This is a genomic window from Actinomycetospora lemnae (assembly GCF_028737315.1).
GTDB lineage: Bacteria > Actinomycetota > Actinomycetes > Mycobacteriales > Pseudonocardiaceae > Actinomycetospora > Actinomycetospora lemnae.
Window position 1 is genome coordinate 305,208 of the sequence record NZ_JAQZAO010000007.1, and the last position, 24,794, is coordinate 330,001.

The 24,794-nt window shown below is 77.0% G+C and carries 22 protein-coding genes and 1 pseudogene; 17 read left to right on the forward strand and 6 right to left on the reverse strand.

Translation table 11 applies throughout. The features are described from left to right. Window positions 1–5 precede the first annotated feature (5 nt). The 5 genes and pseudogenes from PGB27_RS18120 to PGB27_RS18135 all read left to right on the forward strand — a co-directional run bounded on the left by PGB27_RS18120 (window position 6) and on the right by PGB27_RS18135 (window position 3,445). Window positions 6–1,139, forward strand: coding sequence for an FAD-dependent monooxygenase (locus PGB27_RS18120; protein WP_274201780.1), 1,134 nt, complete (start codon window positions 6–8; stop codon window positions 1,137–1,139). Then, window positions 1,136–1,333, forward strand: a pseudogene (locus PGB27_RS29460) (NAD(P)H-binding protein); the annotation flags it as partial. The gene PGB27_RS18120 and the pseudogene PGB27_RS29460, both read left to right, overlap by 4 nt. Window positions 1,334–1,392: 59 nt before the next feature. Continuing rightward, window positions 1,393–2,097, forward strand: a complete 705-nt coding sequence (locus PGB27_RS18125) for an NAD-dependent epimerase/dehydratase family protein (RefSeq protein WP_332843826.1) — start codon at window positions 1,393–1,395, stop codon at window positions 2,095–2,097. 24 nt (window positions 2,098–2,121) lie between these two features. Next, window positions 2,122–3,177 carry a tRNA (adenosine(37)-N6)-threonylcarbamoyltransferase complex transferase subunit TsaD gene (gene tsaD / locus PGB27_RS18130; protein WP_274201782.1) on the forward strand — a complete coding sequence of 352 codons (1,056 nt, stop codon included), beginning with the start codon at window positions 2,122–2,124 and terminating at the stop codon, window positions 3,175–3,177. A gap of 61 nt (window positions 3,178–3,238) precedes the next feature. Then, window positions 3,239–3,445, forward strand: coding sequence for a hypothetical protein (locus PGB27_RS18135; RefSeq protein ID WP_274201783.1), 207 nt, complete (start codon window positions 3,239–3,241; stop codon window positions 3,443–3,445). A 1-nt stretch (window position 3,446) separates the two neighbouring features. Here the strand turns inward: PGB27_RS18135 and PGB27_RS18140 are convergent, their stop codons facing one another. Beyond that, window positions 3,447–4,322: a PP2C family protein-serine/threonine phosphatase gene (locus PGB27_RS18140; protein ID WP_274201784.1), complete on the reverse strand. Its 876-nt coding sequence runs from the start codon at window positions 4,320–4,322 to the stop codon at window positions 3,447–3,449. A gap of 224 nt (window positions 4,323–4,546) precedes the next feature. Then, window positions 4,547–5,089 (reverse strand): type II toxin-antitoxin system PemK/MazF family toxin, encoded by a 543-nt coding sequence (locus PGB27_RS18145; protein ID WP_274201785.1) that lies wholly within the window; start codon window positions 5,087–5,089, stop codon window positions 4,547–4,549. Window positions 5,090–5,154: 65 nt separating this feature from the next. Between PGB27_RS18145 and PGB27_RS18150 the strand changes: the two genes are divergently transcribed. Then, a complete protein-coding gene (locus PGB27_RS18150) occupies window positions 5,155–6,783 on the forward strand; it encodes a cation:proton antiporter domain-containing protein (protein ID WP_274201786.1) in 1,629 nt (542 codons plus the stop codon). 47 nt (window positions 6,784–6,830) lie between these two features. Further along, on the forward strand, window positions 6,831–7,115 hold the full coding sequence (locus PGB27_RS18155; protein WP_274201787.1) for an MSMEG_0570 family nitrogen starvation response protein: 285 nt from the start codon (window positions 6,831–6,833) through the stop codon (window positions 7,113–7,115). Between the two features lie 9 nt (window positions 7,116–7,124). Here the strand turns inward: PGB27_RS18155 and PGB27_RS18160 are convergent, their stop codons facing one another. Further along, complete coding sequence (locus PGB27_RS18160) at window positions 7,125–8,996, reverse strand: serine/threonine-protein kinase (protein ID WP_274201788.1); 1,872 nt, start codon at window positions 8,994–8,996, stop codon at window positions 7,125–7,127. Window positions 8,997–9,273: 277 nt separating this feature from the next. Here PGB27_RS18160 and PGB27_RS18165 point away from each other — a divergent pair, with 277 nt between their 5' ends. From PGB27_RS18165 to PGB27_RS18185, 5 genes are all read left to right on the forward strand, one after another. Then, entirely contained in the window at window positions 9,274–9,759 is a 486-nt protein-coding gene (locus tag PGB27_RS18165) for a helix-turn-helix domain-containing protein (RefSeq protein ID WP_274201789.1), read from the forward strand. Further along, entirely contained in the window at window positions 9,756–9,953 is a 198-nt protein-coding gene (locus PGB27_RS18170) for a hypothetical protein (RefSeq protein ID WP_274201790.1), read from the forward strand. Before PGB27_RS18165 ends, PGB27_RS18170 begins: the two co-directional genes overlap by 4 nt. 161 nt (window positions 9,954–10,114) lie before the next feature. After that, window positions 10,115–11,437 (forward strand): FAD-dependent monooxygenase, encoded by a 1,323-nt coding sequence (locus tag PGB27_RS18175; protein WP_274201791.1) that lies wholly within the window; start codon window positions 10,115–10,117, stop codon window positions 11,435–11,437. A 117-nt stretch (window positions 11,438–11,554) separates the two neighbouring features. Further along, complete coding sequence (locus tag PGB27_RS18180; RefSeq protein WP_274201792.1) at window positions 11,555–16,222, forward strand: cation-translocating P-type ATPase; 4,668 nt, start codon at window positions 11,555–11,557, stop codon at window positions 16,220–16,222. Between the two features lie 90 nt (window positions 16,223–16,312). Then, the gene (locus tag PGB27_RS18185; protein WP_274201793.1) at window positions 16,313–17,236 is read left to right on the forward strand and encodes a DUF2188 domain-containing protein; all 924 of its coding nucleotides are present in this window, start codon (window positions 16,313–16,315) and stop codon (window positions 17,234–17,236) included. A gap of 79 nt (window positions 17,237–17,315) precedes the next feature. Here PGB27_RS18185 and PGB27_RS18190 read toward each other — a convergent pair whose 3' ends face one another. Next, complete coding sequence (locus PGB27_RS18190; protein WP_274201794.1) at window positions 17,316–17,573, reverse strand: WhiB family transcriptional regulator; 258 nt, start codon at window positions 17,571–17,573, stop codon at window positions 17,316–17,318. 587 nt (window positions 17,574–18,160) lie between these two features. Between PGB27_RS18190 and PGB27_RS18195 the strand changes: the two genes are divergently transcribed. Beyond that, the gene (locus tag PGB27_RS18195) at window positions 18,161–18,370 is read left to right on the forward strand and encodes a hypothetical protein (RefSeq protein ID WP_274201795.1); all 210 of its coding nucleotides are present in this window, start codon (window positions 18,161–18,163) and stop codon (window positions 18,368–18,370) included. 43 nt (window positions 18,371–18,413) lie between these two features. After that, window positions 18,414–19,853, forward strand: a complete 1,440-nt coding sequence (locus PGB27_RS18200) for a DUF2867 domain-containing protein (RefSeq protein ID WP_274201796.1) — start codon at window positions 18,414–18,416, stop codon at window positions 19,851–19,853. A 42-nt stretch (window positions 19,854–19,895) separates the two neighbouring features. Here the strand turns inward: PGB27_RS18200 and PGB27_RS18205 are convergent, their stop codons facing one another. Beyond that, on the reverse strand, window positions 19,896–20,993 hold the full coding sequence (locus tag PGB27_RS18205; protein ID WP_274201797.1) for a carboxylate-amine ligase: 1,098 nt from the start codon (window positions 20,991–20,993) through the stop codon (window positions 19,896–19,898). A gap of 102 nt (window positions 20,994–21,095) precedes the next feature. Here PGB27_RS18205 and PGB27_RS18210 point away from each other — a divergent pair, with 102 nt between their 5' ends. Both PGB27_RS18210 and PGB27_RS18215 read left to right on the forward strand, forming a co-directional pair. Continuing rightward, on the forward strand, window positions 21,096–21,554 hold the full coding sequence (locus PGB27_RS18210; RefSeq protein WP_274201798.1) for an NUDIX domain-containing protein: 459 nt from the start codon (window positions 21,096–21,098) through the stop codon (window positions 21,552–21,554). A gap of 5 nt (window positions 21,555–21,559) precedes the next feature. Continuing rightward, window positions 21,560–22,747, forward strand: a complete 1,188-nt coding sequence (locus tag PGB27_RS18215) for an acyl-CoA dehydrogenase family protein (protein ID WP_274201799.1) — start codon at window positions 21,560–21,562, stop codon at window positions 22,745–22,747. 6 nt (window positions 22,748–22,753) lie between these two features. On the opposite strand, the gene PGB27_RS18220 is transcribed toward PGB27_RS18215, so the two are convergent. Further along, window positions 22,754–24,142 (reverse strand): sensor domain-containing diguanylate cyclase, encoded by a 1,389-nt coding sequence (locus PGB27_RS18220; RefSeq protein WP_274201800.1) that lies wholly within the window; start codon window positions 24,140–24,142, stop codon window positions 22,754–22,756. 462 nt (window positions 24,143–24,604) lie between these two features. Between PGB27_RS18220 and PGB27_RS18225 the strand changes: the two genes are divergently transcribed. After that, window positions 24,605–24,763, forward strand: coding sequence for a hypothetical protein (locus PGB27_RS18225; RefSeq protein ID WP_274201801.1), 159 nt, complete (start codon window positions 24,605–24,607; stop codon window positions 24,761–24,763). Window positions 24,764–24,794: the final 31 nt, after the last annotated feature.

Genomic DNA, 24,794 nt, shown 5'->3' on the forward strand with positions numbered 1-24,794 from the left:
GGGTCATGGGACGCGCGGTCGTCGTGGGGGCGGGGCTGGGTGGGCTGGCGAGCGCGATCGCGCTGCGGCGCGCGGGCTGGGAGGTCACGGTGCTCGAGCGCCGTGACCCGCCGGCGTCGGCCGGCGCGGGCATCGCGCTGTGGCCCAACGCCCTGCGCGCGCTCGACGCCCTCGGGGTCGGCGACGCGGCCCGGGACGCGGGCACGGTCGAGATCGGTGGCGGCATCCGCACCGCGTCCGGCCGGTGGCTCGCCCACGTCGACGCGGCGGACCTCCGGCGCCGGCAGGGCGACGGCGTGGTCGTCCTCCCGCGTCCCGACCTGTTCGCCCTGCTGCTCGCCGCCGCCCCGCCGGTGCGCGCGGGTGCGGGCGTCACCCGCGTCGAGCCCGGCGACGCGGCGACCCCGGCCGTCGTGTGCGACGACGCGGGCGGGCGCCACGCGGCCGAGCTCGTCGTCGCGGCCGACGGGCTGCGCAGCGCCGTCCGTGGCGGATTGTGTCCCGAGGCCACCGTCCGCGACACCGGACAGACGGCGTTCCGCCTGGTCGCCGACCACGCGCTCGACGCCGGCGGGGAGACCTGGGGTCGCGGCGACTACGTCGGCCTCGGCCCGCTGCCGGGCGGGCGCACCTACGCCTACGCGGTCGCGCCCAGCACCGAGGTGCCCGCCGGCGACGACCCCCTGCCCTGGCTGCGCGCCCGCTTCGCCGGGTGGCACGACCCGATCCCCGCGGTGCTCGACGCCGCCGTCGGTCCGGTGCTCGTGCACCCGCTCGCCGACCTCACCCCGCCGCGCGCCTGGCACCACGGTCGGGTCGCGCTGCTCGGCGACGCCGCGCACGCGATGACGCCGAACCTCGGGCAGGGCGCGGCGCAGGCGTTCCTCGACGCCGTGGCGCTCGCGCAGGTCGCCACCACCGACCCCGCCTCGCTCGCCGCCTACGAGGCCCGGCGCCGGCCGGCCGCCGAGGCCGTCGCCCGCCGCTCGCGCACCGCCGGCACCGTCGCCGCCTGGCGCTCGCCGCTCGCGGTGACCGTTCGCAACGCCCTCACCGCCGCCCTGCCCGCCGCCGCCTCGGCGTCGGCCCTCGACCGCCTGCTCGGCACCCCGCCGGCACCGGAGGAGATGGTCCCGTGAACACCACCCACGTCGTCGTCGGCGCCACCGGCGGCATCGGCCGCGCCGTCTGCGCGGAGCTCGCCCGCCGCGGGCTCCCGATCCGCGCCGTGAGCCGGTCGGGGACACCGGTCGAGGGCGCCGAGGCGGTCTCCGCCGACGCCGCCGACCCCGCGGCCATGCGCGACGTCTGCCGGGACGCCGCCGCGGTCCACCACTGCGTAACCCGCCCTTCGCCTCCTGGCGCGCCGTCTTCCCGGCCGCCACGCGGGCGCTGCTCGCGGCCGCCGGCGCGGCGGGCGCGCGGCTCGTCTTCGCCGACGACACGTGGATGTACGGGCGGGTCGACGGCCCGATGCGCGAGGACACGACGGTCGCGCCGGTCTCGGGGAAGGGCGTGCTGCGGGCGTGGCTCGCCGAGATGGTGCTCGCCGCCCACGCGCGCGGGGAGGTCGAGACGGTCATCGGCCGGGCGCCGGAGCTGTGGGGCCCGGGCGTGGAGTCGCTGCTCGCCGGCGGGATCTTCGCCGCCGCCGCGCACGGGCGCACCGCCCGCTGGCCCGGCGACCCCGACCTGCCGGTCACCGCGGGCTACGCCCCCGACGTCGGCGCGGCGCTCGTCGAGCTCGCCCTGGCCCCGGCGAGCGCGACCGGCCGCGTCTGGCACACGCCCGTGCCGCCGCCGATCACCGGGCGCCTGTTCGTGGAGAAGGTCTACGCCGCCGCCGGCCACCCGCCGCGCATCGGGCGCATCACCCCGGCGATGGTCGCCGGCCTGCGGCTCGTGTCACCGGTGGTCCGGGAGGGCGCGGAGCTGCTCTACCAGTTCGAGCAGCCGTTCCTCGTCGACGACTCCGCGTTCCGCGCGGCCTTCGCCACCCGCGCGACCGACTGGGACTCCGGCGTCGCCGCGACGCTCGCCTGGTACCGCGCGGAGCCCGAGCGCACGCGCCGCCGCCTGGTGCCGGCGGGGGGCTGAGCCGGGCGCGGGCAGAATGGCCGCGTGAGCACGCCCCTGGTCCTCGGCATCGAGACGTCCTGCGACGAGACCGGCGTCGGTCTCGTGTCGGAGGGCCGGCTGCTGGGGGACGCGCTGGCCTCGAGCATGGACGAGCACGCGCGCTTCGGCGGCGTGGTGCCCGAGGTCGCGGCGCGGGCCCACCTCGAGGCGATGGCGCCGATGGTGCGCACGGCGCTGCGGCGCGCGGAGGTCGACCTCGCCGACGTCACCGCCGTCGCCGTCACCGCGGGTCCGGGGCTGAGCCCGGCCCTGCAGGTCGGGCTGGCCGCGGGCAAGGCGTACGCGCTGGCCGCGGGCGTCCCGCTCTACGCCGTGCACCACCTCGCGGGCCACGCCGCGGTCGACGTCCTCGACCACGGCCCGCTGCCCCCGCGGTGCGTCGCGCTGATCGTCTCGGGCGGCCACACCTCGCTGCTGAGCGTCGGCGACCTGGCGCGCGACGAGGTGGTGCACCTCGGCGACACCGTCGACGACGCGGCCGGCGAGGCGTTCGACAAGGTCGCGCGGCTGATCGGCCTGCCCTACCCCGGTGGCCCGGCGATCGACCGCGCCGCGCGCGAGGGCGACCCGCACGCGATCGCCTTCCCGCGCCCGCTCACCGGCCCGTCCGACCCGCCGTGGACGTTCTCGTTCTCGGGGCTCAAGACGGCGGTCGCGCGGTGGGTGGAGCGGCAGGACGGCCCGCTGCCGGTGCCCGACATCGCGGCCTCGTTCCAGGAGGCCGTCGCCGACACCCTCGCCCGCAAGGCCGTCGCCGCCTGCGCGGACCAGGGCGCGGACACCCTGCTCATGGTGGGCGGGGTCGCGGCCAACTCGCGGGTGCGCGGGCTGGTCGAGGAGCGCTGCGCCGCCGCCGGGATCACGCTGCGCGTCCCGCCGATCCGGCTGTGCACCGACAACGGCGCGATGGTCGCCGCCCTCGGTGACCTGCTCGTCCGCGCCGACGTCGAGCCCGACCCCCTCGACGTCGCCGCCGACCCGCGGGCGCGGCTGACCGGGGCGCTGCTGCACGGGACACGGCCCGTCGCCGTGGGCTGAGATCACCCCTGTCGGACCTCTCACGTTGTCGCCCGGTCGGCGCGCCGGTACCGGTGGAGGGGTGCCCGGTCTCCGCGCGGTCCTCGACGACCAGCCGTACCCGCTGCGCCGCTGGCAGATCCTCGTCGCGGCCGACGACTACGGCGTCGACGCCCGCACGCGCACGAAGCTGGAGCAGATCCCCGACCGCCCGTACCTCGACAGCGGCGACGTGATGATCGAACTGGCCATGACCCCGGCGCACCTGGCGGCGCGCACCCCGCTGTAGCTCAGCCGGCGGGCGCGAGCGCGAGCACCACCGCGGTGGCGTTGTCGTGCCCGCCCTCGTCGAGCGCGGCGACGACGAGCGCGCGCGCCGCGGCGTGGACGGTCTCGCGGTCGGTGGGCGTCCCGTCGAGCAGGCCCGCGAGCACCGCGGCGTCGGGCAGGTGGTTCCACACCCCGTCGCTGCACAGCAGCAGGACCCCGTGCTCGTCGAGCTCCCAGCTGCGGTGCCGGGCGACGACGTCGGGCGCGTCGGCGGCCAGCCAGCGGGTGATGACGTGGGCCCGGGGGTCGGAGAGCGCGTCGTCGGCACCGACCATGCCCGCGGCCACCATCTCCGCGGCCCACGAGTCGTCCTCGGTGAGCACCGTCGACTCGTCGGGCGAGCCGGGGCAGAGCCAGTAGGCGCGGCTGTCGCCGGCCCAGCTCACGACGGCCCGCCCGGCGTCGAGCACGGCCGCGACGTAGGTGCAGGCCGGCGCCTGGCCGCTGCCGGGCGCGAGCGCGGCGACGGCCTTGCGCGCGGCCTCGGCGGCGCTGGCGGCGGCGTCGTCGAGGTCCTGCCCGTCGGCGAGCGCCTCGTGCCCGGCCGCGACGGCGACGTCGCAGGCGGTGCGCGACGCGGTGTCCCCGCCGGGCACCGACGCGACGCCGTCGCAGACCACCGCGACGACGGCCGGCGTGCCCTCGGCCGTCGCCGCGCGGCAGAGCGCGAAGGAGTCCTCGTTGCGGCGGCGACGGTGCCCGCGGTCGGTGACGCCGGCGCCCAGGACCACCGGACCGGTCGACGCGGCGGGCTCGTCGAGCACCTCCTCGGCGTGCTCGGCGCCCGCGAACGAGTGGGAGGACGTGGGGGAGGCGGACGCGGGCTCGATCGGCACGGGCACTCCCTACACCCTCGGGACCGCGAGGGCCGGGACGACGCGGTCGGCCGGGGGCGCCGATCCGCCCGACGGGTGGGTCGGGGCGTGCACCGGTCGGCGCACGGGCTCCAGGACGATCACCGGCAGCCCCCTCCCGCGACGACCCGGCGGTACCCGGGTCGTGCACCGGAGGGTAGCCGTTCCCGCGAACGGGTGGTGGCCCGCGCCGGATCGATCTGGTGTCAGTTCCAGCCGTAGCCGTCGCGCAGCTCGGCCGCGACCCGCTCGTACCGGTCGGCGGGCATGACCGCGCCCTCGCGGCGGATGCCGTGCTCGGGGATCTCGAGGACGCGGTCGAGACGGACGAACGAGTCGCGGCCCTCGCGGTCCCAGGCGCCGGAGCCGACCGGGAGCCAGTGGGCGTCGTCGCGGCGGTGCTCCTGGCTGGAGAGCATGAGGCCGAGCAGCTCGCCCTGCCCGGCGCGCGCGACGACCAGCACCGGGCGGTCCTTGCCCTGCGAGGCGTCCTCCTCGTAGGGCACCCAGGTCCACACGACCTCGCCCGGGTCGGCGGCCCCGTCGAGGTCGGGCTGGTAGGAGATCGAGCGCGCGAGGTCCCGCGCCGGCGCGGCGCGCACGCCCGGCGCCGGGGCGGGAGCCGGCGGCCGCGGTCCCTGCGGCCCGCGCCGCTCACCCTGCTGCCTGCCCTGCCCGTCGACCTGCCTGGTCAGCAGGTCCAGCCCGGCCTGCAGCGCCCGCCCGACCACGTCCCGGAATCCCGCCACGGCGCACAGCTTGCCGCCACCGCGGCCCCGGCGGGCACCCGGGGCCCGGGCCGTAGGGTCCGCGCGTGACGGTGCTGGCGCTGGTGGTCGCGGCCCTGTTCGTCGGGGTGGTCCTGGTCGGCGTGGGGGACCGGCTGCGCCTGCCCTGGCCGGTGCTCCTCGTGCTCGTCGGGGCGGCCGCGGCGTTCGTCCCGGGGATCGACGCCCCCGAGCTCGACCCCGAGCTGATCCTGCCGCTGTTCCTGCCGCCGCTGCTGTTCGCGACGGCGCAGCGCGCGTCGTGGACGGTGTTCCGCCTGCGGTGGCGGGCGGTGCTGTTCCTCGCCGTGCTGCTGGTGGCGGCGACGATCGCGGTGGTCGGCGCGACCGTCGTCTGGCTCGTCCCCGGCATCGCCCTCGCCGCCGCGGTGGCCGTCGGGGCGGCGGTCGCCCCGCCCGACCCCGTGGCCGTCGAGGCGGTCGCCGGTCCGGTGGGGATGCCGCGGCGGCTGGTCAGCGTGCTGCAGAGCGAGGGGCTGTTCAACGACGCGACGGCGCTCGTCGTGTTCCAGGCGGCGGTCGCGGCGGCGGTCGCGGGGGAGCAGCCCGGGGTCACGACCGCGCTGGAGCTGGTGTGGGCGGCCGTCGGCGCGGTCGCCGTCGGCCTTGGTGCCGCCTGGCTCGCGGGGCAGCTCGCCGGCCGCCTCACCGACGCCGTCGCCCCGAGCGCCCTGACCCTCGTCCTGCCGTTCGCGGTGTACCTGGCGGCCGACGCCGTCGAGGCCTCGGGCGTGATCGCCGTCGTCGTCGCCGCGCTGCAGACCCGTCAGCGCGCCGACGCCGACGACGTCGAGCAGCGCCTCATCGGCGGCGCGTTCTGGAACGTCGTCGAGATGCTGGTGACGGCGGCGGCGTTCGCGCTCATCGGGCTCGAGCTGCGCGCGGTCGTCCAGGACGCCGGCGACCAGCTGGGCGCCATGGTCGCCGACGCCGCGCTCGTCGCCGTCGTCGTCATCGCCGTGCGCGCGGTGTGGATGCTCGGTGTGCTCGTGACCGTGCGCCGCCGCGGTTCCCCCGCGGGCGCCGCACCGCGCACGGCCGCCGAGGCCGCGGTGCTGACGTGGTCGGGCATGCGGGGGCTCGCGACGCTCGCGCTCGCCCTGGCGCTGCCGCGGGTCACCGCCGACGGCGCCCCGTTCCCGTTCCGGACCGAGCTCGTGATCATCGCCGCCGGGGTGCTCGTCGCGACGCTCGTGGTGCCCGGGCTGACGCTGCCGCTGCTGCTGCGTGCGCTCGGGGTCCGCGAGGGCGAGGAGGTGGGACGGCAGGCCGAGCAGCGCCTCGCGGCCCGGGCCCGGAAGGCGGCGCTGACCGAGCTCGCCTCCCTCGACCGCGACGCCCTCGGCCTCGACGACACCGTCGGGGAGGAGGTGCTGGGCGAGCTGCGCGCCCGCTTCGCCCGCCTCGGCGCGGGCGAGGGCGGGCCCGGTGCCGGCGGCGCCCCGGGCGACGACGCCGGCGACCGCGCCGACCACGACCGGCGCCTTGCGGCCCTGCGCCGGCGCCGTGAGCAGTGGACCCGGCTGACGTCGCTGGCCCTGGCCGCCGCGCGCCGGGAGGTGCTCGCCGCCCGCGCCGAGCCCGGCGTCGACCCCGAGGTCGCCGACCGCGTGCTGCAGCGCCTCGACGTCCGCTCGCTCGCGACGTCCCGCTGACGCGTCGGGCAACGCCGCCGACACATCCCTGCGCGACGATCACCGCCATGCCCGAGGTGCACGTCCGCCTGCGCTGGCCCGACGGGACCGCGCGCCGCTACTACTCGCCCTCGCTGGTGCTCACCGAGCACGTCGAGGAGGGCGTCGGCTACCCCACCCCGGACCTGCTCGTGCGCGCCCGCACCGCGCTGACCGAGGCGAGCGAGCGCGTCCGGGCCCGCTACGGGTTCCCGTGCCGCCTCGCCGCGGCGTCGCTGGCCGCGATCGAGCAGGACGCGGAGCGCCACGGCACGACGCCGGGCGTGGTGCGGGTCGAGGGCTTCGACCGCTGACGCCGCGGGTCAGCGCCCGCCGGTCAGACCGCCCAGTGCCTCGATCGCCGGGTCGACGAGCGCCCGCCGCGTGGTGGTGGTCGTCGGGGCGGTGGTGGTCTCGTCCGCGGAGTCCGCGGACTCCGCGGCCTCGGTGGTCCGGGTCGTCCCGGTGGCCTCGGTGGTCTCGTCGTCCGCGGGGGTGGTGGTGGTCGGCGCGGACGTCGTGGAGGACGCCGAGGTCGTGGTCGTCGGGGCCGTCGAGCTGGTGGTGCCCGAGGAGGTCGTGCTCGACGGCGTCGTGGTCGACGTCGGGCGCGTCGGCAGGTTCGGCAGCGTCACCCCCGGCAGACCTGGCAGCCCCTGGGGGGAGGTCGTGGTCGGAGTGCTGGGCGAGGTGCTCGACGGCGGGGTCGACGAGGTGCTCGACGAGGTGGCCGACGACGGCGGCGACGACGGGCGCTCCTCGCTCGGCGTGGCAGGGGTGGAGCCCCCGTCGGTGGTCGCGGCCACGCGCCGGGTCTCGCCGTCGGGTTCCGCCGGGGCCGCCGCGCTCGGCTCCGAGCGCTCGCGCGTGAGCGCGGGGGCCCCGGCGTCCCCGGAGTCCCCGGCGTCGTCGCCGGGCCGTGCGCGCAGGCCGTCGGCGAAGGTGCCGCCACCGCCGGGGTCGGCGACGATCTCCGCCGTCGGCGGCGGCACGGTGGCCGTCGGCGCGGCGACGGAGCTCCCGCCGTCGGCGGTCCACGCCGAGGCGACGACGACACCGCCCGCCAGCAGCACCGCGGCGGCGACCGAGGTCGCGACGGCGAACCCGCCCGCGTCGGCGGCCCTGGGGCGGCGTGTGCGCCCGGGCGCCGCGGGGGTCTCGGCCGTCCCGGAGCTGTCGGCGGTCCCGGGGGACGCGGCGACCGGCGGGAGGCCCAGGGAGCCCGGGGCGGCGCCGGGGACGCCCACCGGGGCGGCCCCCGGGCCGGCGGTGCCGGCCGCGGCGCCCGGGCGCAGGGTCTCGGTGGTGGCGTCCGGGACGGCGCTGGCGAGGCCCGGACCCGCGAGCGGGGCGACCGCCGTCAGCGGCGTCAGCGTCTCCGCCGCGAGCGCGGCGCGGCGCAGGCCCACGCACACCTGCTCGGCGGTGGGCCGGTGGGCCGGGTCGTCCGCCGTCATCGCGTCGAGCAGCGCGACGACCTCGATGTCGAGGCCCGCCGGGATGTCCGGGCGGCGCTCGAGGCGGGCACGGGCGGCGGCCAGGGGCTTGCCGTCGTAGGCGGGCCGCGCGGTGAGGGCCTCGATCATCACGAGGCCCAGCGCGTAGACGTCGGCGGGCGGCCCGACGGTCTCGCCGCGGACCTGCTCCGGCGCGAGGTAGGGCGCCGAGCCGACGACGATGCCCGTGTCGGTGATGCGCGGGGCGTCGGCGACGAAGGCGACGCCGAAATCCGAGAGGTGGGCACGGCCGTCGTCGTCGAACAACACGTTGCGCGGCGTCACGTCGCGGTGGAGCACACCGGCCCGGTGGACGTGCCCGAGGCCGTCGGCGACCGACGCGACGGCCAGCAGCGTCTCGGTGACCCCCATCGGGCCGTGCGCGAGCCGGTCGCTGAGGTTGCCGCCGCCGAGCAGCGACATGACCACGAAGGCGCGGCCGGCGACGTGGCCGACGTCGAAGACCGGGACCAGGCTCGGGTGGTCGAGCGAGGCCATGAGCGCGACCTCGCGCTCGATCCGCGGGTCGTTCTCCACCGGGAAGATCTTGACTGCGGCGTCGCGGTCGAGCAGGAGGTCGTGCGCCCGGTAGACCTCGGAGCACGTGCCGCGCCCGATCAGCTCGCCGAGGGCGAAGCGATGCCCGAGCCGGTCGGGGAGCGGGGGGCCGGGCACGGCGGACGGGTCGTCCTCGGACATACCTGCCTCCCCCTCCCCGGACTCCGATCTCCATCCTTCCACCTCCTCTACCCGGATCGGGGCACATCGACATACCGGATTCGCGAATTCGGATGACGGACGCAACCCCGTCGGCCAACGGTCGCGCGCCGATCACCCCCTCCGGGTGACGCGCCACGCAGGCCCGCGTGGAGCATTGACAGAAATTGCAGTGACGAGTACAACTTCTTGACGTCTGCCCTGCTCAGCGGTGGGGTCGGACTGCGCAGAGCACGAACGCAAGGACGCGACGGAAGCCGTGGGCGCCGACAGCCTCGACGAGGAGGACACCCCGCTGACCACCGGTCAGGCGGCGGAGTTCCTCGGCGTGCGACCGGCGTTCCTCCGGAGTCTGGACGCGGGTCGGATGGTCCGCCCGGAGCGCTCCGCAGGCGGGCACCGGCGCTGGACGCGCCGGCAACTGGCCCTCGCCTCCCGGATCCGCGAGCTGTTCGACGAGGGGCTCACCCTCACCGCGGCCGCGATGGTCGTGTCCCTGCAGGACGAGGTGGCCCTGGTCACGCGCGAGCGCGACCAGGCCCACGACGAGCTCGACCGGGCCCGACGTGAACTGGCGTGGGCGCGGCGCGAGCTCGCCGCGGCCCGGGGCGAGCACACCGCCCGCTCCGTGCCCACAGCAAGGCCCTCCGCACGTGTCCACCGCGCGTGCGGGACCGAAGTGCCCACGACCGCTCTTCGACCGCCCCTGCCGACCCCTCCACCTCAACGGACTCCTTCGACATGAAGCTCATCGACCACCGTCGGACCCACCTCCCCGTCCTCCGGGCCCCGATGCCGCCCTCCCTGGCGCGCGTCCCGCTCGTGGACCTCTGCTCCTGCAAGCACCCGCGCGAGTCGCACGAGCACTACTACCTCGGCGACCACTGCGCCCAGTGCGAGTGCCAGCACTTCCGCCGCGTCGACCCGGCGCGCGTCTGAGCCGGCGCCACCACCCCGCACGGCCCCGCCACCCGGTCCGGGTGGCGGGGCCGTGTGCTGTCGGGGGGTGTGCTGTCGGGTGCCGTGCGGTCGGGCGTGTGAGGGCGAGACCACGTCCCTCACGGGCGGTCGTGGGGTCCTCGGCACCTACCCTGGAGATCGTGGAGAGGACCGGGCGCAACAGGCAGCCTCGGGCCCTCGTCGTCGGCGCCGGTGTGGCCGGGCTCGCCGCCGCGACCTCGCTGCACCGGGCCGGCTGGTCGGTGCAGGTGTGCGAGCGGGCGCCCGAGCGCCGCACGGGCGGCTACTTCGTGCGCCTCGCGCCGGAGGGGCTCGCCGCCGCCGACCGGCTCGGGGTGTCGCACGCGCTGCGCACCCGCCTGCCCGCCGACGGGATCATCACCGGTGTCGACGCCCGCGGGCGCACGGTGTCGCGGGTCGAGGCGTCGCTCGCCGACGACCCGCGCGCGCTCGCGCTGGTCCGCGGCGACCTCGAGGCCGCGCTGTGGGACGCGCGGCCCGAGGAGGTCGCGGTGCGCTTCGCGACCGTGCCGCGCCGGGTCGAGCCGCGGCGCCACGGGGTGGACGTCGTCCTCGACGGGCCGGACGGGTCGTCGCGCGAGCGGTTCGACCTCCTCGTCGGCGCCGACGGCGTGCGCTCGGCGGTGCGCGGGATGGTGTTCGGCCCGGAGAGCCGCTTCCGCCACGAGTTCGACCACGTCGTCATCTCGGCGGTGCTCCCGCGCCTGCCCGGCGGCCTGCGCGAGGGCGACTACGTCGTGCCCGCCGAGGTGGGGCGCACCGCGCACCTCATGGCCGTCGCCGGGCACGCCCCCGTCGTCTTCTTCACCTTCCGCGCGGACCTGCTGGGTGTCGACGGACGCGAGGCGGCCTGGCGGGCGGCCGCCGACCCGGTGGGCGCGCTGCGCCGCGTCTACGGCGACTTCGCGGGGCTGATGCCCGAGATCCTCGACGGGGTCGAGGAGGCCGGCACCACGCACGTCGACACCGTCGCCCAGATCCGGCTCGGGTCGTGGCGCCGCGGGCGGGTCGTGCTGGTCGGGGACGCCGCGTGGTGCCCGACGCTCTACTCGGGCCAGGGCTCGGCGCTGGCGCTCGTCGGCGGCGAAACGCTGGGCACCCACGTCGCCGAGCACCCCGACGACGTCGAGGCGGGCCTCGCCGCGTGGGAGGCCGCGCACCGCCCGGCGGCGCTCGCGGCCGCCAGCGCCGCCCGCCGCTCGCGGCACTTCTTCCTGCCCGGCAACGGGCTCGTCGCCGCCCTGCGCCGCGCCGCCCTGCGCGTCGCCTCCTGGCGCCCCGCCGGGCGCGTGCTGCACGCCCTCGCGGCCCTCGCCGCGGGGCCCGGCGGGCCGGGTGGCTCCGCCGGGGCCACCGGGCCGACACCCGATCGGCGTGACATTCACCCAGGCGCCACTTCCGGGACGCGCTCGCTCCGATCAGCAGCGCTGGACCGCCCGTAGGCTGTCGCTCGCCGGTGCCGGGCGTTGGGCCGTCCGGGACCGCGAGCGTGCTGCGGGTGAGGCGCGTTCGGGTACATCACCGCACCCCGCTCCGACGGAAGGACGACAGCCACCCTCATGGCCTCCCATCCCGCCCCCCGCCCGTCCCGCGGCCTCTTCGCGCGCGTGATGGACCCGTTCGGCATCGCGGCCGGCGTCCTCGACCGCGTCGACCCGTTCCGCCACCGCGGGCGTCGCGTGTGGCGCGGCGCCGGGCTGGTGCAGGTCGGGGTGCCCGCGGTGGCCCGCGAGTCCGGGTCGGAGCTGGCCCGGGCCGTCGAGAAGGCGCTGGCCGCGCATCCGGACGTCGCGTGGGCCGCGACGAACGCCCACCTCGCCGCCGTCGTGGTGGGCCTGCCCGAGGGCCCGGACGGTGTCGCGGCGGGGCTGCCCGACGACGAGCTGGTCGACGACCTCGTCGACCTCGTCGAGATCCTCGAGGAGCGCGAGGGCGGGGTCGCCGTCGCCCCCACCGGCTCGCCGTCGCTGGGCGGCGCCCAGCAGGCCTTCACCGCCCTGGCCGCCGACCTCGCCGGCCTCGGTGTCGCCGCGGTCGGCCGCGTCCTGCGCCGCACCCCGCTGCCCGCCGAGATCGCCTCGGCCGCGACGTTCGTCGACCACCAGCCCCGCCTGCGCGCCGCCGTCGAGCGCGCGATCGGGCAGGACCGCGCGAACGTCCTGCTCGCCCTGTCCAACGCCGCCGCGCAGGCGCTCGGCCAGGGCACCACGGGCCTGCTGGTGGACGCCGCCTACCGCGCGATGCAGGTCGCCGAGGCCCGCGCGCGCACCACGACGTGGAGCCACGCCGAGCCGCGCCTGCTCGAATCGCCCGACCACGCCGCCGCACCGGCCGACGACGTCCTGCTCGAGGAGCGCCCGGTCGCACTGCCGGCCGGCCCCGTCGAGCGTCACGGCGACGTCGTCGGCATGGCCGCCGCGGGCGGGTTCGCCGCCACCGCGGCCGCGACCCAGGACGTGCGCAAGGCCGCCGGCGTCGCGCTCTCCACCCTGCCCAAGGCCGGGCGCCTCGGCCGCGAAGGCTTCGCGACGACGTTCGGCCGGGTGCTCGCGCGCCGCGGCGCCGTCGTCGTCGAGCCGTCGTCGCTGCGGCGCATGGACCGCATCGACACGGTCCTGCTCGACGCCGAGGCGCTGACCACCGGCGTGCTGATGCTCGGCGACCTCCTCGCGCTGCCCGGCGAGGGCGGCACCACCGACCCGCTCGAGGAGCTCGTCCCGCGCGTCCACGAGCTGTTCGACCCCGCCGAGCCCACCGCACCGCACCGGGTCACCGACGAGGGCGAGCACTGGCTGCTCGCCGGCCTCGACGACGTGCCCGGGGGCGACGAGGCGGCGGCGGTCGAGGCCGCCGACGCCCTGCGCACCGACGGCGCCACCCACGTGCTGGGCCTGCGCCGCGGCGACCGGCTCACGGCCGTCGTCGGCGTGCTGCCCGAGCCCGCCTCCGCCGCCGAGGCCCTGGCGGCGGCCGCGCGCCGCGCCGGCGTCACGCTGGTGATCGGGGGCGAGGTCGGGGGCACCGGCACGGGCGACCGCACGGTCGCCGGCGGCGAGGCGCTGCGCTCCTCGGTGCGTGACCTGCAGGCCGCCGGCGCCGGGGTGCTCGTCGTCTCCCGCGACCGCCGCGCCCTGGCCGCCGCCGACCTCGGCGTCGGCGTCTCCCGACCCGACGGCGTCGTCCCGTGGGGCGCACACGTGCTCGTCGGCGAGGACCTCGGCACCGCCGCACTGCTCATCGAGGGCGTCAAGGTCGCGCGCGGGGTGTCCGGCCGGTCGGTCAACCTCGCGCGCGCCGGCACGGTGCTCGGCGCCGTCATGGCCACCGCGGGCACCACCCCCCGCGCGCCGGGGCTCGCGGGCCTCGCCGTCAACGGCGCCGCCGGGGTCTCGCTGGGCGCGGGTGTCTGGTCGGCGACCGAGCTCGGCCGCCGGGTCGTGGTGCCCGGCGTCAGCCGCACGCCCTGGCACGTCATGCCCACCAGCACGGTGCTGGCGCGCCTCGACGTCACCGAGCAGGGCCTGACCACCGCCGAGGCACACCGTCGCCACCGCGACGACCCGGCCGCCGCCGAGACCCAGACGACGCTCGGCCGCGCGTTCCTCGACGAGCTCAACAACCCGTTGACCCCGGTCCTCGCGGGCGGCGCGGTGCTCTCCGCGGCCATCGGCGCGATCGTCGACGCGGCGATCGTCGTCGGCGTCACGGCCTTCTCGGCGCTCATCGGCGGCGTGCAGCAGGTCGTCACCGAACGCGCCGTCGCCGGGCTGCTCGAGCGCTCCGCGGTCCGCGCGCGCGTCGTGCGCGACGGCACCGCGCGCGGCGTGGGGGCCGACGAGGTCGTCGTCGGCGACGTCATCGAGCTCAGCCCCGACGACGTCGTCCCGGCCGACTGCCGCGTGCTGGAGTCCGACGCCCTCGAGCTCGACGAGTCGTCGCTGACCGGCGAGTCGCTGCCGGTGCCGAAGAGCCCGGTCCCGGTCATCGCGCGCACCGTCGCCGACCGCCGTTCGATGGTCTACGAGGGCAGCACCGTGGCCACCGGCCGCGGGCGCGCCGTCGTCGTGGCCACCGGGTCGAGCACCGAGGTCGGGCGCTCCACCGCCGCGGCGAAGGCCAGCGCGCCGGTCGCGGGCGTCGACGAGCGCCTCGCCGGCCTGACCCGCATCACCACCCCGCTGGCGATCGGCTCGGCGGCCGCCGTCGTGGCCGCGGGCGCGGTGCGCGGCCTGCCGTTCCAGCAGAACCTGCACTCGGGCGTCGGCCTGGCCGTCGCCAGCGTGCCCGAGGGCCTGCCGTTCGTGGTCTCGGCCGCCCAGCTCGCGTCGGCGCGGCGCCTGTCGGCCGAGGGCGCGCTGGTCCGCAATCCGCGCACCATCGAGGCGATCGGGCGCACCGACGTCCTGTGCTTCGACAAGACCGGCACGCTCACCGAGGGGCGCCTCGCGCTCTCGGCGATCTCCGACGGCGTGAAGCTGCGGCCCACCGACCGGCTGCGCAAGCGCCAGCGCCGCGTGCTCGCGGCCGCCCTGCGGGCGACCCCGCGCCCGGCGCCGGGGGAGCGGCTCGCGCACCTCACCGACCGCGCGGTGGTCTCCGGCGGCCAGCAGTTCGACGTCGACCCGGCCCACAAGCGCCCGGGCTGGTGGCCGGTCGCCTCGCTCGACTTCGACCCCTCCCGCGGGTACCACGCGACGCTCGGCGAGGTGGAGCCGCCGGGGGGAGACGCAGCGAAGCGGAGCTCGACCCCGGAGAAGGACGCCGGCGTGGACGACGGGCCGTACCGCCTGATCTCGGTCAAGGGCGCGCCCGAGGTCGTCATCGCGCGCGCGACGAGCTGGGGCGGCGACCCGCTCGACGACGAGGCCCGCCAGCGCCTCGTCGAGCACACCGAGCTGCTCGCGGGCCAGGGCATGCGCGTGCTCGCGGTCGCGGAGCGGGTCCTCACGGCCGAGCAGCACGCGGCCCGCGCGGCCGAGCGCGACGGCGACGGCGGGGTCGCCCTCGACGACGGTGACGTCGCCGAGCTGGAGTTCACCGGGTTCGTCGGGTTCACCGACCCGGTGCGTGCCGGCTCGCAGGCCACGGTGCGCGACCTGCGCGACGCCGGGGTCCAGGTCGTCATGATCACCGGTGACCACCCGAGCACCGCCGAGGCCGTCGCCGAGGAGCTCGACGTCCTCAACGGCGGCGTCGTCGTCACCGGCTCCGAGCTCGACGCCCTCGACGACGACGCCCTCGACGACCTGCTGCCCAAGGTGCGGGTGGTCGCACGGGGGACCCCGTCGCACAAGGTGCGGATCGTGCAGGCCTTCCAGCGCCTCGGGCGCACGGTGGCCATGACCGGCGACGGCGCCAACGACGCCCCGGCGATCCGCCTGGCCGACGTGGGCATCGCGCTCGGCCGCCGCGGCACCCCGGCCGCACGGGCGGCCGCGGACCTCGTCATCACCGACGACCGCCTCGAGACGATCCTCGCCGCGCTCGTCGAGGGCCGCGCGATGTGGGCCTCGGTCCGCGAGGCGCTCGGCGTGCTCGTCGGCGGCAACCTCGGCGAGATCGCCTTCACGGTGCTCGGGGCCACCACCACGGGCACCTCGCCGCTCAACGCCCGCCAGCTGCTGCTGGTCAACCTGCTCACCGACCTCGTGCCCTCGCTGGCCCTCGCGGTGCGCGCGCCCGAGCCCGGGTCGGCGGCCTCGCTGCTCGCCGAGGGCCCCGAGGCGTCGCTGGGCGAGGCGCTCAACCAGGAGATCGGGCTGCGCGCCATGGCCACGGCCGGCGGCGCGAGCCTCGCGTGGCTGCAGGCCCAGGCCACCCCGTACGGCAGCCCCGCGCGGGCCCGCACGGTCGCGCTGACCGCGCTGGTCGGCACGCAGCTGGGGCAGACCATCGTCGCCGGCGGCGGGCGCAGCCCGCTGGTCATCGGCGCGAGCGTGGTGTCCGCGGGCGCGCTGTTCGCGGTGGTGCAGACCCCGGGCGTCAGCCAGTTCTTCGGCTGCGTCCCGCTCGGACCGGTCGGGTGGGCGCAGGCCGCCGGCTCGGCGGGCGTCGCCACCGCCGCGTCGGTGGTCGGACCGCGGCTGGTCGAGCGCTACGGGCCGATCGTCGTGCCCGAGGGCTCGCCCCAGGCCTCCTGGCTCGAGCGCCTGGAGGAGGTCCGCGACGAGGCCACCAAGCGGTACCTCGAGCTGCAGGAGCGCGCCGCGGAGGCGCTGAACGGGTGAGTGCGGTGCCGGTTACTGGTGCGTTTGTGCTGGTGGAGGCCTGGGCATCAGACCCACTGAAGACACCGTCGAACAGGAGTTGAGACCGTCATGGCCGACCGGTACGTCGTTCCCACCGAGGACGGCTGGCAGGTGCAGAAGAAGGGCGCCCAGCGAGCCAGCGCCAAGGCGGCCACGCAGGCCGAGGCCGTCGAGCGGGCGACCGAGATCGTGCAGAAGGACGGCGGCGGCAAGGTGGTCGTGCACGGCACCGACGGCAAGGTCCGCGAGACCCACACGGTCAACGGCACCGACAGCGCCCCGGCCGAGGCGGCCAAGGCGGCGACGAAGGCCAACGCCGAGGGCGCCCGCGCGAAGGCGCAGTCCGCCTCGGACAAGGCGTCGTCGAGCGCGAAGAAGGTCGGCGCGGACGCGAAGGCGACCGCGCAGAAGGACGCCGACCGGGCGCAGGAGTCGGGCAAGAAGGCCGCCGCGCAGGCCCAGGCCGGCGCCTCGGGCGTCGCCGACCAGGCCGCCAAGGCCGCGTCGGGCGAGAAGTCGGTGCAGGCCGCCGCGAAGGACGCCTCGGCCATCGCGCAGACCAGCGGCGAGCAGGTGGCCACCACCACCTCGCGCGCGGGGGAGCGGATCGCCAAGGACGCCACCCGCGTCGCCCAGCACGCGGGGTCGGAGGCCAAGGGTCGCGCCGACGAGGCCGGCGAGTCGCTCGCCGAGAGCGGCGACCGCGCCGCCACCGTCTCGGCCGGGGTCGCCTCCGAGATCGACGGGGCGGGCGACGCCGCCGCCCAGCGCGTCAACCGCGCCAGCGAGGCCGCGGCCCAGCAGCTCGACCGCAGCGTCCGCGAGGCGGCCGACCAGGTGCGCGACAACGCGCCGGGCTACAACCCCGTCCGCATCGTCGGCAACGCCGCCTCGATGGCCGTGCGGACCGGGTTCAGCATCGCCGGCGCCGTGATCTCCACCAGCGGCCAGGTGCTGCAGTTCGCCGCACGGAAGGTGACCGGCCGGGGCTGATCCCCGACCCGTCCGACGACGAACGGGCCCGCCCCCAGCAGGGGGCGGGCCCGTTCGTGTGTGTGCTGTGAGAGCTCGCTCAGGCCGCGTGCGGGCGCGCGAGGGTGCCCACGCGGGCGGTACGGCGCATGGCGCGCCGCTCCTCCTCGCTGGTCCCGCCCCACACGCCGGCCTCCTGGCCGGTGTCCATGGCCCACTGCAGGCAGCCACGCTGGATGGGGCAGCCGTGGCAGACCGCCTTGGCCTCGGCCAGCTGCGCGGAGCCCGGACCGTGCTCGGTCAGGGGGAAGAAGAGTTCGGGGTCGTGGTCGCGGCAGGCCGCCTGCTCCCAATCCATGTCCTTGCCAGTCCAATCTCGCTCGTCGGTGGTCTCACCGGCTCGTGCCCCGCCGGAGGGGGCGGGGCGGGCCTGGTGCCGCCGGGCCCGACGCGAGGCGCGCGCGTGGGCACCTCGCGACGGCCCCTGCGGCACGGTTCGTGCGCCGGGCGTCGGTACGTATCCGGGGGTTCCTGCGTGACGGTCCTCGGAGCGGCCCGGGGTGGGCCCGCGCCCCGGGGTCCGGAGCACTGTCGGTACTCGATATGACGTCGCAGGAGCCGGATCGGTTCCTGCGACCCGCGACACCTGGTCGCGGCCCGCGATTCCCGGGCGTGCGGGAACCGCGTGTCGAACGAGCCCCCATGATCTAGCCGTACAGCGCGTCGGGCAAACACATTTGATCCGCGCCACCCCGGCGAACCTGTGTGATGTCGCTCACGGCTCCTGCTCACGCTCCGCCCACAGCTCGTGCTGAACGGGTGGGGACGACCGCCGCGGGCGCCCGTGCGCTGCGGCTCCGCCCACCACGGGCCACACTGATCGGCGAGCTCTCACGATCGAGTGACACCCGGCCGTGGGACGGACGGCGGGACGGAGGCGACCCGGTGAAGGCGGCACGACGGACGGCGCGCGACGTCGTCATCTGGGCGGGGTTCACCGCCGGCATCGTCGCCCTGGTCCTCGGGCAGACGATCATCGGCCTGGTCCTGCTCGCCTTCGCGGTGTGGCAGTTCACGCTCGCGGCCCGGCGGGGCGGCGGGCTGTTCGTCGACCAGCGCCCGGCCGACCGACCGGGCAAGCCCACCGTCTCCTGAACCCCGGGTGCCGGCACCGCGCGCGGCGCTCCAGGATGGCGGCATGCGCTGCGCGGTGATCGGCGGGACCGGGTACGTCGGCGTGCGCCTCGTGCGGCGCCTGCTCGACGAGGGCCACGACGTCGCGGTCCTGGTCCGCAGCCCGCACAAGCTCGCCGCCACCGGCTGGGCCGAGCGTGTCGACGCCGTCCCCGGGGACCTCGCCGACCCCGACGCGGTGCGCGCGCTCGTCGCGGGCGCCGACGCCGTCGTCCACCTCGCGCACGCCCTCGAACGTCCCGACTTCCCCGAGCGCGACCGCAGCGCCGCCCGGCTGGTCAGCACCGCGGCCGAACGCGCGGGAGTGGGCCGGATCGTCTACCTCGGGGGCCTGCGGCCGGGGGCGGGCGGGTCGCGGCACCTGTCCTCGCGCGCCGAGGTGGCCGACGTCTTCCTCGACGGCGCCGTGCCGACCGTCGCGCTCGAGGCCTCCATCGTCGTGGGCTCGGGCTCGGCGAGCTTCGAGATGATCCGCCACCTCGCCGAGCGCGTCCCCGTGCTGCCCGCCGTGCCGTGGCTCGCGCACCGCACGCAGCCGATCGCGATCGCCGACGTCCTGCACTACCTCCTCGGTGCCCTCGCCGTGCCCGCGGAGACGAACCGGCGCTTCGACGTCGGCGGGCCCGATGTCCTGACCTACCTCGAGCTCGTCCGCCGCTACCTGCGCCTCGCCGGCCTGCCGCAGAGTGCCGTCGTCCCGGTGCCCGTGCCGGTGCCGCCCGGCGGGCCGGCGCTCGCCGGGCGCGTCGTCGAGGCGCTCACCCCGCTGCCGCGCGAGCTCGCGACCCCGCTGATCGAGTCGCTCGCCGACGACCTGGTGTGCCGCGAGGACGACGTGCTCACCGTCATCGGGCCGCCGCCGGGCGGGCGCACGACCTACGACGACGCGGTCCGCGCGGCGCTGGGCCGCCGCCACGAGGTGCCCGCCGCGCCGGCCGCCGACGACCCCGCCCTGGCGGGCCCCACCGACCCCGCGGGCTCCGGCGGCACCGTGTACCACTGGGGCACCACGGCGCCGTGCCCCGCGGACGCGGCGGCGCTGTGGGCGGTGGTCGACGGCATCGGCGGCGACACCGGCTGGTACGTCCCGCTCGGCGCCTGGACGCTGCGGGGCTGGGCCGACCAGCTGCTCGGCGGCGTCGGCGGCTACCGCGGGCGCCCGCAGGGCCGGCCGCTGCAGGCCGGGGACGTCGTCGACGGCTGGTGCGTCGAGGCCGTCGAGCCCGGCGCGCGCCTGGTGCTGCGCTCGGAGCTGCGCCAGCCCGGCCACCTGACGCTCACGCTGGCAGTCGACCCCGACGTCTCCGGGCACGGCTCGCACCTGCGCCTCGACGTCCGGTTCGTGCCCGCGGGCCTCGCCGGCCTCGTCTACGGCCGCGCCCTCCTCGCCGGCGCGCCCACCGTCTTCGGCGCCATGGCCCGGGGCATCACCGCCGCGACGTGAGCGGACTCTCGAGCCATAGCTCGAAAGTCCGCTCACGAGGGCTCAGGGCAGGAAGCGGTCCACCGCCGCGCGGGCCGCGGCCGCGAGGTCCCCGCCGGCGGCCTCGATCGCCGCGCGCTGGCGGACCGAGCCGGTCCCGTGCGCCAGGACGCGCGCGCACCCCTCGTCGGCGAGCTCGGCGTCGCCCGCGTCGGCCAGCGCTCCGGACACGTGCTCCTGGAGGGCCCGCAGCACGTCGCCGGCGGCGGCGGGCTTGCCGCTGCGCGGGTCGACGAGCTCCTCGGTGAGCCCCCAGCGCGCGGCGCGCCAGTGCGCGAGGCGCAGTGCCTCGATCGGCTCGTCGCGCGGGGCGATGCCGTCCCGGGCCTCCCGGGCCGCCGTGCTGACCAGGGCGCGCGCGAGCACCGCCACGAGGACCGCGTCGTCGACCTCGAGCGCCACGTCGCACACCCGCACCTCGACCGTGCCGAGCTCGCGGGAGAGCCGGGCGTCGAAGTAGACCATCGCCTCGTCGAGCAGGGTGTCGGTGGCGAGCATCGCGGCGACGGCCTCGTCGTAGGCGGCCAGCGAGCCGAAGACGCGCGTCGGGCCGGCGGAGGGCCAGCGGGACCACACGATGCTGCGGTAGCTCGCGTACGTCGTGTCGCGGCCCCGCCAGCACGGCGAGTTGCTCGCGAGCGCGCGCAGCACCGGCAGCCACGGCCCGATCCGGTCGAGGACGCCGACGCCCTCCTCGGGGGAGCCGACCTCGACGTGCACGTGCTGCCCGCTCGTCAGCTGCGCGGTGGCGATGGCGCCGAAGCGGTCGGCGATCGCGCCGTAGCGCCCGTCGGGGACCGCCGCGTTGGGCTCCGAGGTCTCGTCCGGCGCGACCGGCGAGGTGGCGAGGCCGGCGACGTCGACGCCCTCCCGGTGCGCCGCCTCGCGGGCCTCCCGCCGCCGCCGGCGCAGGTCGTCGGCGAGGGACGCCGCGTCGTGGTGCGGCGCCGTGGCCGTCTCCACCTGCTCGGTGCGCATCTCCCCGTCGAGCTCGCCGGACGCCGCGTCGCGCACCCGGCCGGCACGCCCACGGGGGGCGCCGGTGGCCGGGTCGACCAGCAGCAGTTCTTCCTCGGCCCCGAAGGGGGGCACCGCAGTCATGACGTCATGTTCCCGTTCCGGCCGCCGCGATCGCCGTCCGGCTCCGGTCCGCTTAGTGTGATCTGTCGTGCCGGGACACGACGCGCAGCAGAGCTGGACCCCGTGAAGGGTGACGGTGACGGCTGGGTCGTGTGCGACGCGGGCCACCGGCACTGGGGACGGTTCGGGGCGGCGGGGCTGCTGCTGCGCCACGGTGATGCGGTCCTGCTCGCGCACCGGGTCTGGTGGAGCCACCACGGCGGCACGTGGGGCATCCCCGGCGGCGCGCGCGACTCCGGCGAGTCCGCCCGGGACGCGGCGCTGCGCGAGGCGGTCGAGGAGACCGGCGTCGACGCCTCGCGGGTGCGGCTGACCGGCGAGACCACCGACGACCACGGCGGCTGGTCCTACGTCACCGTCCACGCCCGGCTCGACACCGCGACCCCACCGGCCCTGGAGCCCACCGACGGCGAGGCGACCGAGCTGCGCTGGACGCCGGTCGACGAGGTGTCGTCCCTCGCACTGCACCCGGGGTTCGGGGCGTTCTGGGCAGGTCCGGAGGCCGTCGAACCCCTACCGTGAAACCCATGGTTGCCGCACCTCCCGATCCCAGCGACTTCCTCGCCGTCGACGCCGACCTGAGCGCCGAGGAGCGGGACATCCGCGACGCCGTGCGCGACTACGCGGCCGCGGAGCTCGAGCCGCGCATCGCCGAGTGGTACGAGTCGAACACCCTGCCCCGCGACATCGCGAAGGGCCTGGGCTCGCTCGGCCTGCTGGGCATGCACCTCGAGGGCTACGGGTGCGCCGGCACCAACGCCACGAGCTACGGCCTGGCCTGCCGCGAGCTCGAGGCCGTCGACTCGGGGCTGCGGTCGTTCGTGTCGGTCCAGGGCTCGCTGGCGATGTTCGCGATCCACCGCTGGGGCTCCGAGGAGCACAAGCAGCAGTGGCTCCCGCGGATGGCGACGGGCGAGGCGCTCGGCTGCTTCGGGCTCACCGAGGCCGACGCGGGCTCCGACCCGGGCTCGATGCGCACCCGGGCACGGCGCGACGGGGACGACTGGGTGCTCGACGGTTCCAAGATGTGGATCACCAACGGCACGCTCGCCGACGTCGCCGTCGTGTGGGCGCAGACCGATCCCGAGCAGGGCAGCAAGGGGATCCGTGGCTTCGTCGTGCCCACCGACACCCCGGGCTTCACCGCCAACGAGGTCAAGCACAAGCTCTCGCTGCGCGCGTCGCTCACCGCCGAGCTGGTCCTCGAGGGTGTGCGCCTGCCCGCCGACGCGGTCTTCCCCGAGGTCCAGGGGCTCAAGGGGCCGCTGTCGTGCCTCAACGAAGCCCGCTACGGCATCCTCTGGGGCGCCGTCGGCGCGGCGCGGACCTGCTACGAGTCGGCGCGCGCCTACGCCATCGACCGCGAGCAGTTCGGCCAGCCCATCGCCGGGTTCCAGCTGACCCAGCGCAAGCTCGCCGACATGGTCGTCAGCGTCAACCAGGCCGGGCTCACGGCCTCGCGCATCGGGCGGCTCAAGGACGCCGAGCAGCTCCACCCCGCCCAGGTCAGCTTCGGGAAGATGGCCAACGTCCGGGCCGCGCTCGACGTCGCCCGCACGGCGCGCACGGTGCTCGGCGGCAACGGGATCACGCTCGAGTACCCGGTGTTCCGGCACATGACGAACCTCGAGACCGTGCTGACCTACGAGGGCACCGAGGAGATGCACGCCCTGTCGATCGGCCAGGCCGTGACGGGCATCCCGGCCTTCCGCTGACGAGCCCTAGCGGCGCGGGGGCGCGCACTCCACCCGGTTGCGGCCCCCGTGCTTGGCGGCGTACAGCGCGGCGTCGGCGCTGACCATGAGGCCGTCGAGGTCGCAGGACGCCTGCGGGAACGAGGCCGTCCCGATCGAGGCCGTCAGGCCCTGCACGGTGCCGCCGCCGAGGGTGGGGGCGACGGTGACCTCGCACTCGCTGATCCGCCGGCGCAGCCGCTCGGCGGTGGTCCCGACCTGCTCGGGCCCGGCCTCGGCGAGCAGCACCACGAACTCCTCGCCGCCGAAGCGCCCGACGGCGTCGTAGGGGCGGACCTCGGAGCGCAGGGTGTCGGCCACGGCGCGCAGGACGGCGTCGCCGACGAGGTGGCCGTGCCGGTCGTTGATCGCCTTGAAGGCGTCGATGTCGACCATGATGACGCCCAGCTCGCCGCCCCGGCGACGGAGGCGGGCGAGCTCGCGCTCGGCCTGGTCGCGCCAGGCCGAGGCGTTGGCGAGACCGGTCTTCGGATCCGTCCGCGCGGCGCGGGCGAACTGCTGGATGAGGAAGCCGCGGTGCATGCCCATGACGGGCACGAGCAGCACCGGCAGCAGCCACGGCGTCGTCAGGGCCACGACGGCGAGCGCGGCGCCGAGGGCCAGGGCGCCGAGCCCGATGAGCGTGTCGGTGGGGGAGCCGAGCCGCTTCCACCACGGCGTGCCGGGGGCGCTCAGGCAGATCATGAAGACGACGAGCCCGTGGTTGACCGTCCAGCGCGTCAGGCCCGCGGCGACGAGCACGAGCAGCCCGACCGGCCCGGACACCGTGACCAGCAGCCCGCCGGGGATCAGCTCCAGCACCGCCCAGGCCGCCACGGAGGCGATGAGGACGGTCGCCGCGGAGTAGGTCCACCGGTGGGGCACCGGGCGTTGGCTGACGCGCAGCCACCAGTAGGCGAACGTGATGACGACGAGGGCCAGCGCGAGGCCGAGGGGCAGCAGCAGGAGGCCGGCGAAGCTCCACACCGATTTCAGCTCGATGTAGGGCTGGCCGTCGGCGACGACCTCGCGGCGCCGCTCGATGCCGCGCGCCGTCTCGACGTGGACGACGAGCCCGAGGACGAGCAGCGCGAGGGCCCGCCAGTCGGCCGGCCCCACCGGTTCGAGTCCCGCGACGGCGAGCGAGAGCGCGACGGCGAGCACGTCCACGACGAGGACCGCGACGACGACCCGGCGCGGCGCCTGCCACAGGCTCCAGCGCCGCGGGTCGAGCCGGCGCCCGAGGGACGGGCGGACCGGTGTGTTCTGCGCGACACCGGCACCGCCCGCGGCGCCGGCCTCCTCGCGCCGGCGACGCGCGTGACGCCAGGGGCGCACACCGCCGCCGTCCTCGGTCGGGAACCCGGCGTCCGTCACGGCGCGTACCGGCCGGTCGGGGCGCGTTGGTCCGGGCGCGGGACTGAGCGCGGACCCGGGGTCGCTGGGACCCCTCCAGGGTTCACGCGCCGTCACGATGTGTGACCTCCTCCGGGCCTGGCGGGGCCCGCGACGGGCGGTCTCCGCGTGCGGAACACGGTACCGACGGACTCTGGATCTCGGCAGTCGACGTCACCCGTTGGGCAGAGATCACCCCGTTGGTTGACGCCCAGTCGCCGTCTGGTCACGCACCGCTTCTTTGACCAGCATCGAGGGGCGGATGCGCAGTGACGTGCCGCCGGATGTGACAGTTCGGTCGCTCTCCGTCAACGCGGAGCGCTGCCGGTCCGGCGGTCGTCGCCGCGACCCGGTCCGCCACACAGCGTGTGCGATGGACCACGTCCGTGTCGTCCGGGACGCCGTCCCGGCCGATCTTCCCGCCCCCTGTCGAAAGGACGCCCCGTGGCCGACTCGAACTGGCACCGCGACTCCAACTGGCACCTCGCGGACTCGAACTGGCACCGCGACTCGAACTGGCACCTCGCGGACTCCAACTGGCACCGGGACTCCAACTGGCACTACGTGGACTCGAACTGGCACCGCGACTCGAACTGGCACTGAGCCCACGCGCCGCTGGACCCGCGTCCCGCCG

Coding starts and splice junctions, on each gene's coding strand:
- PGB27_RS18160 (WP_274201788.1), bottom strand. CDS start 8,996: ATGTCCGAGGACGACCCGTCCGCCGTGCCCGGCCCCCCGCTCCCCGAC.
- PGB27_RS18215 (WP_274201799.1), top strand. CDS start 21,560: ATGGTTGCCGCACCTCCCGATCCCAGCGACTTCCTCGCCGTCGACGCC.
- PGB27_RS18170 (WP_274201790.1), top strand. CDS start 9,756: ATGAAGCTCATCGACCACCGTCGGACCCACCTCCCCGTCCTCCGGGCC.
- PGB27_RS18205 (WP_274201797.1), bottom strand. CDS start 20,993: ATGACTGCGGTGCCCCCCTTCGGGGCCGAGGAAGAACTGCTGCTGGTC.
- PGB27_RS18190 (WP_274201794.1), bottom strand. CDS start 17,573: ATGGATTGGGAGCAGGCGGCCTGCCGCGACCACGACCCCGAACTCTTC.
- PGB27_RS18180 (WP_274201792.1), top strand. CDS start 11,555: ATGGCCTCCCATCCCGCCCCCCGCCCGTCCCGCGGCCTCTTCGCGCGC.
- PGB27_RS18185 (WP_274201793.1), top strand. CDS start 16,313: ATGGCCGACCGGTACGTCGTTCCCACCGAGGACGGCTGGCAGGTGCAG.
- PGB27_RS18200 (WP_274201796.1), top strand. CDS start 18,414: ATGCGCTGCGCGGTGATCGGCGGGACCGGGTACGTCGGCGTGCGCCTC.
- PGB27_RS18155 (WP_274201787.1), top strand. CDS start 6,831: ATGCCCGAGGTGCACGTCCGCCTGCGCTGGCCCGACGGGACCGCGCGC.
- PGB27_RS18120 (WP_274201780.1), top strand. CDS start 6: ATGGGACGCGCGGTCGTCGTGGGGGCGGGGCTGGGTGGGCTGGCGAGC.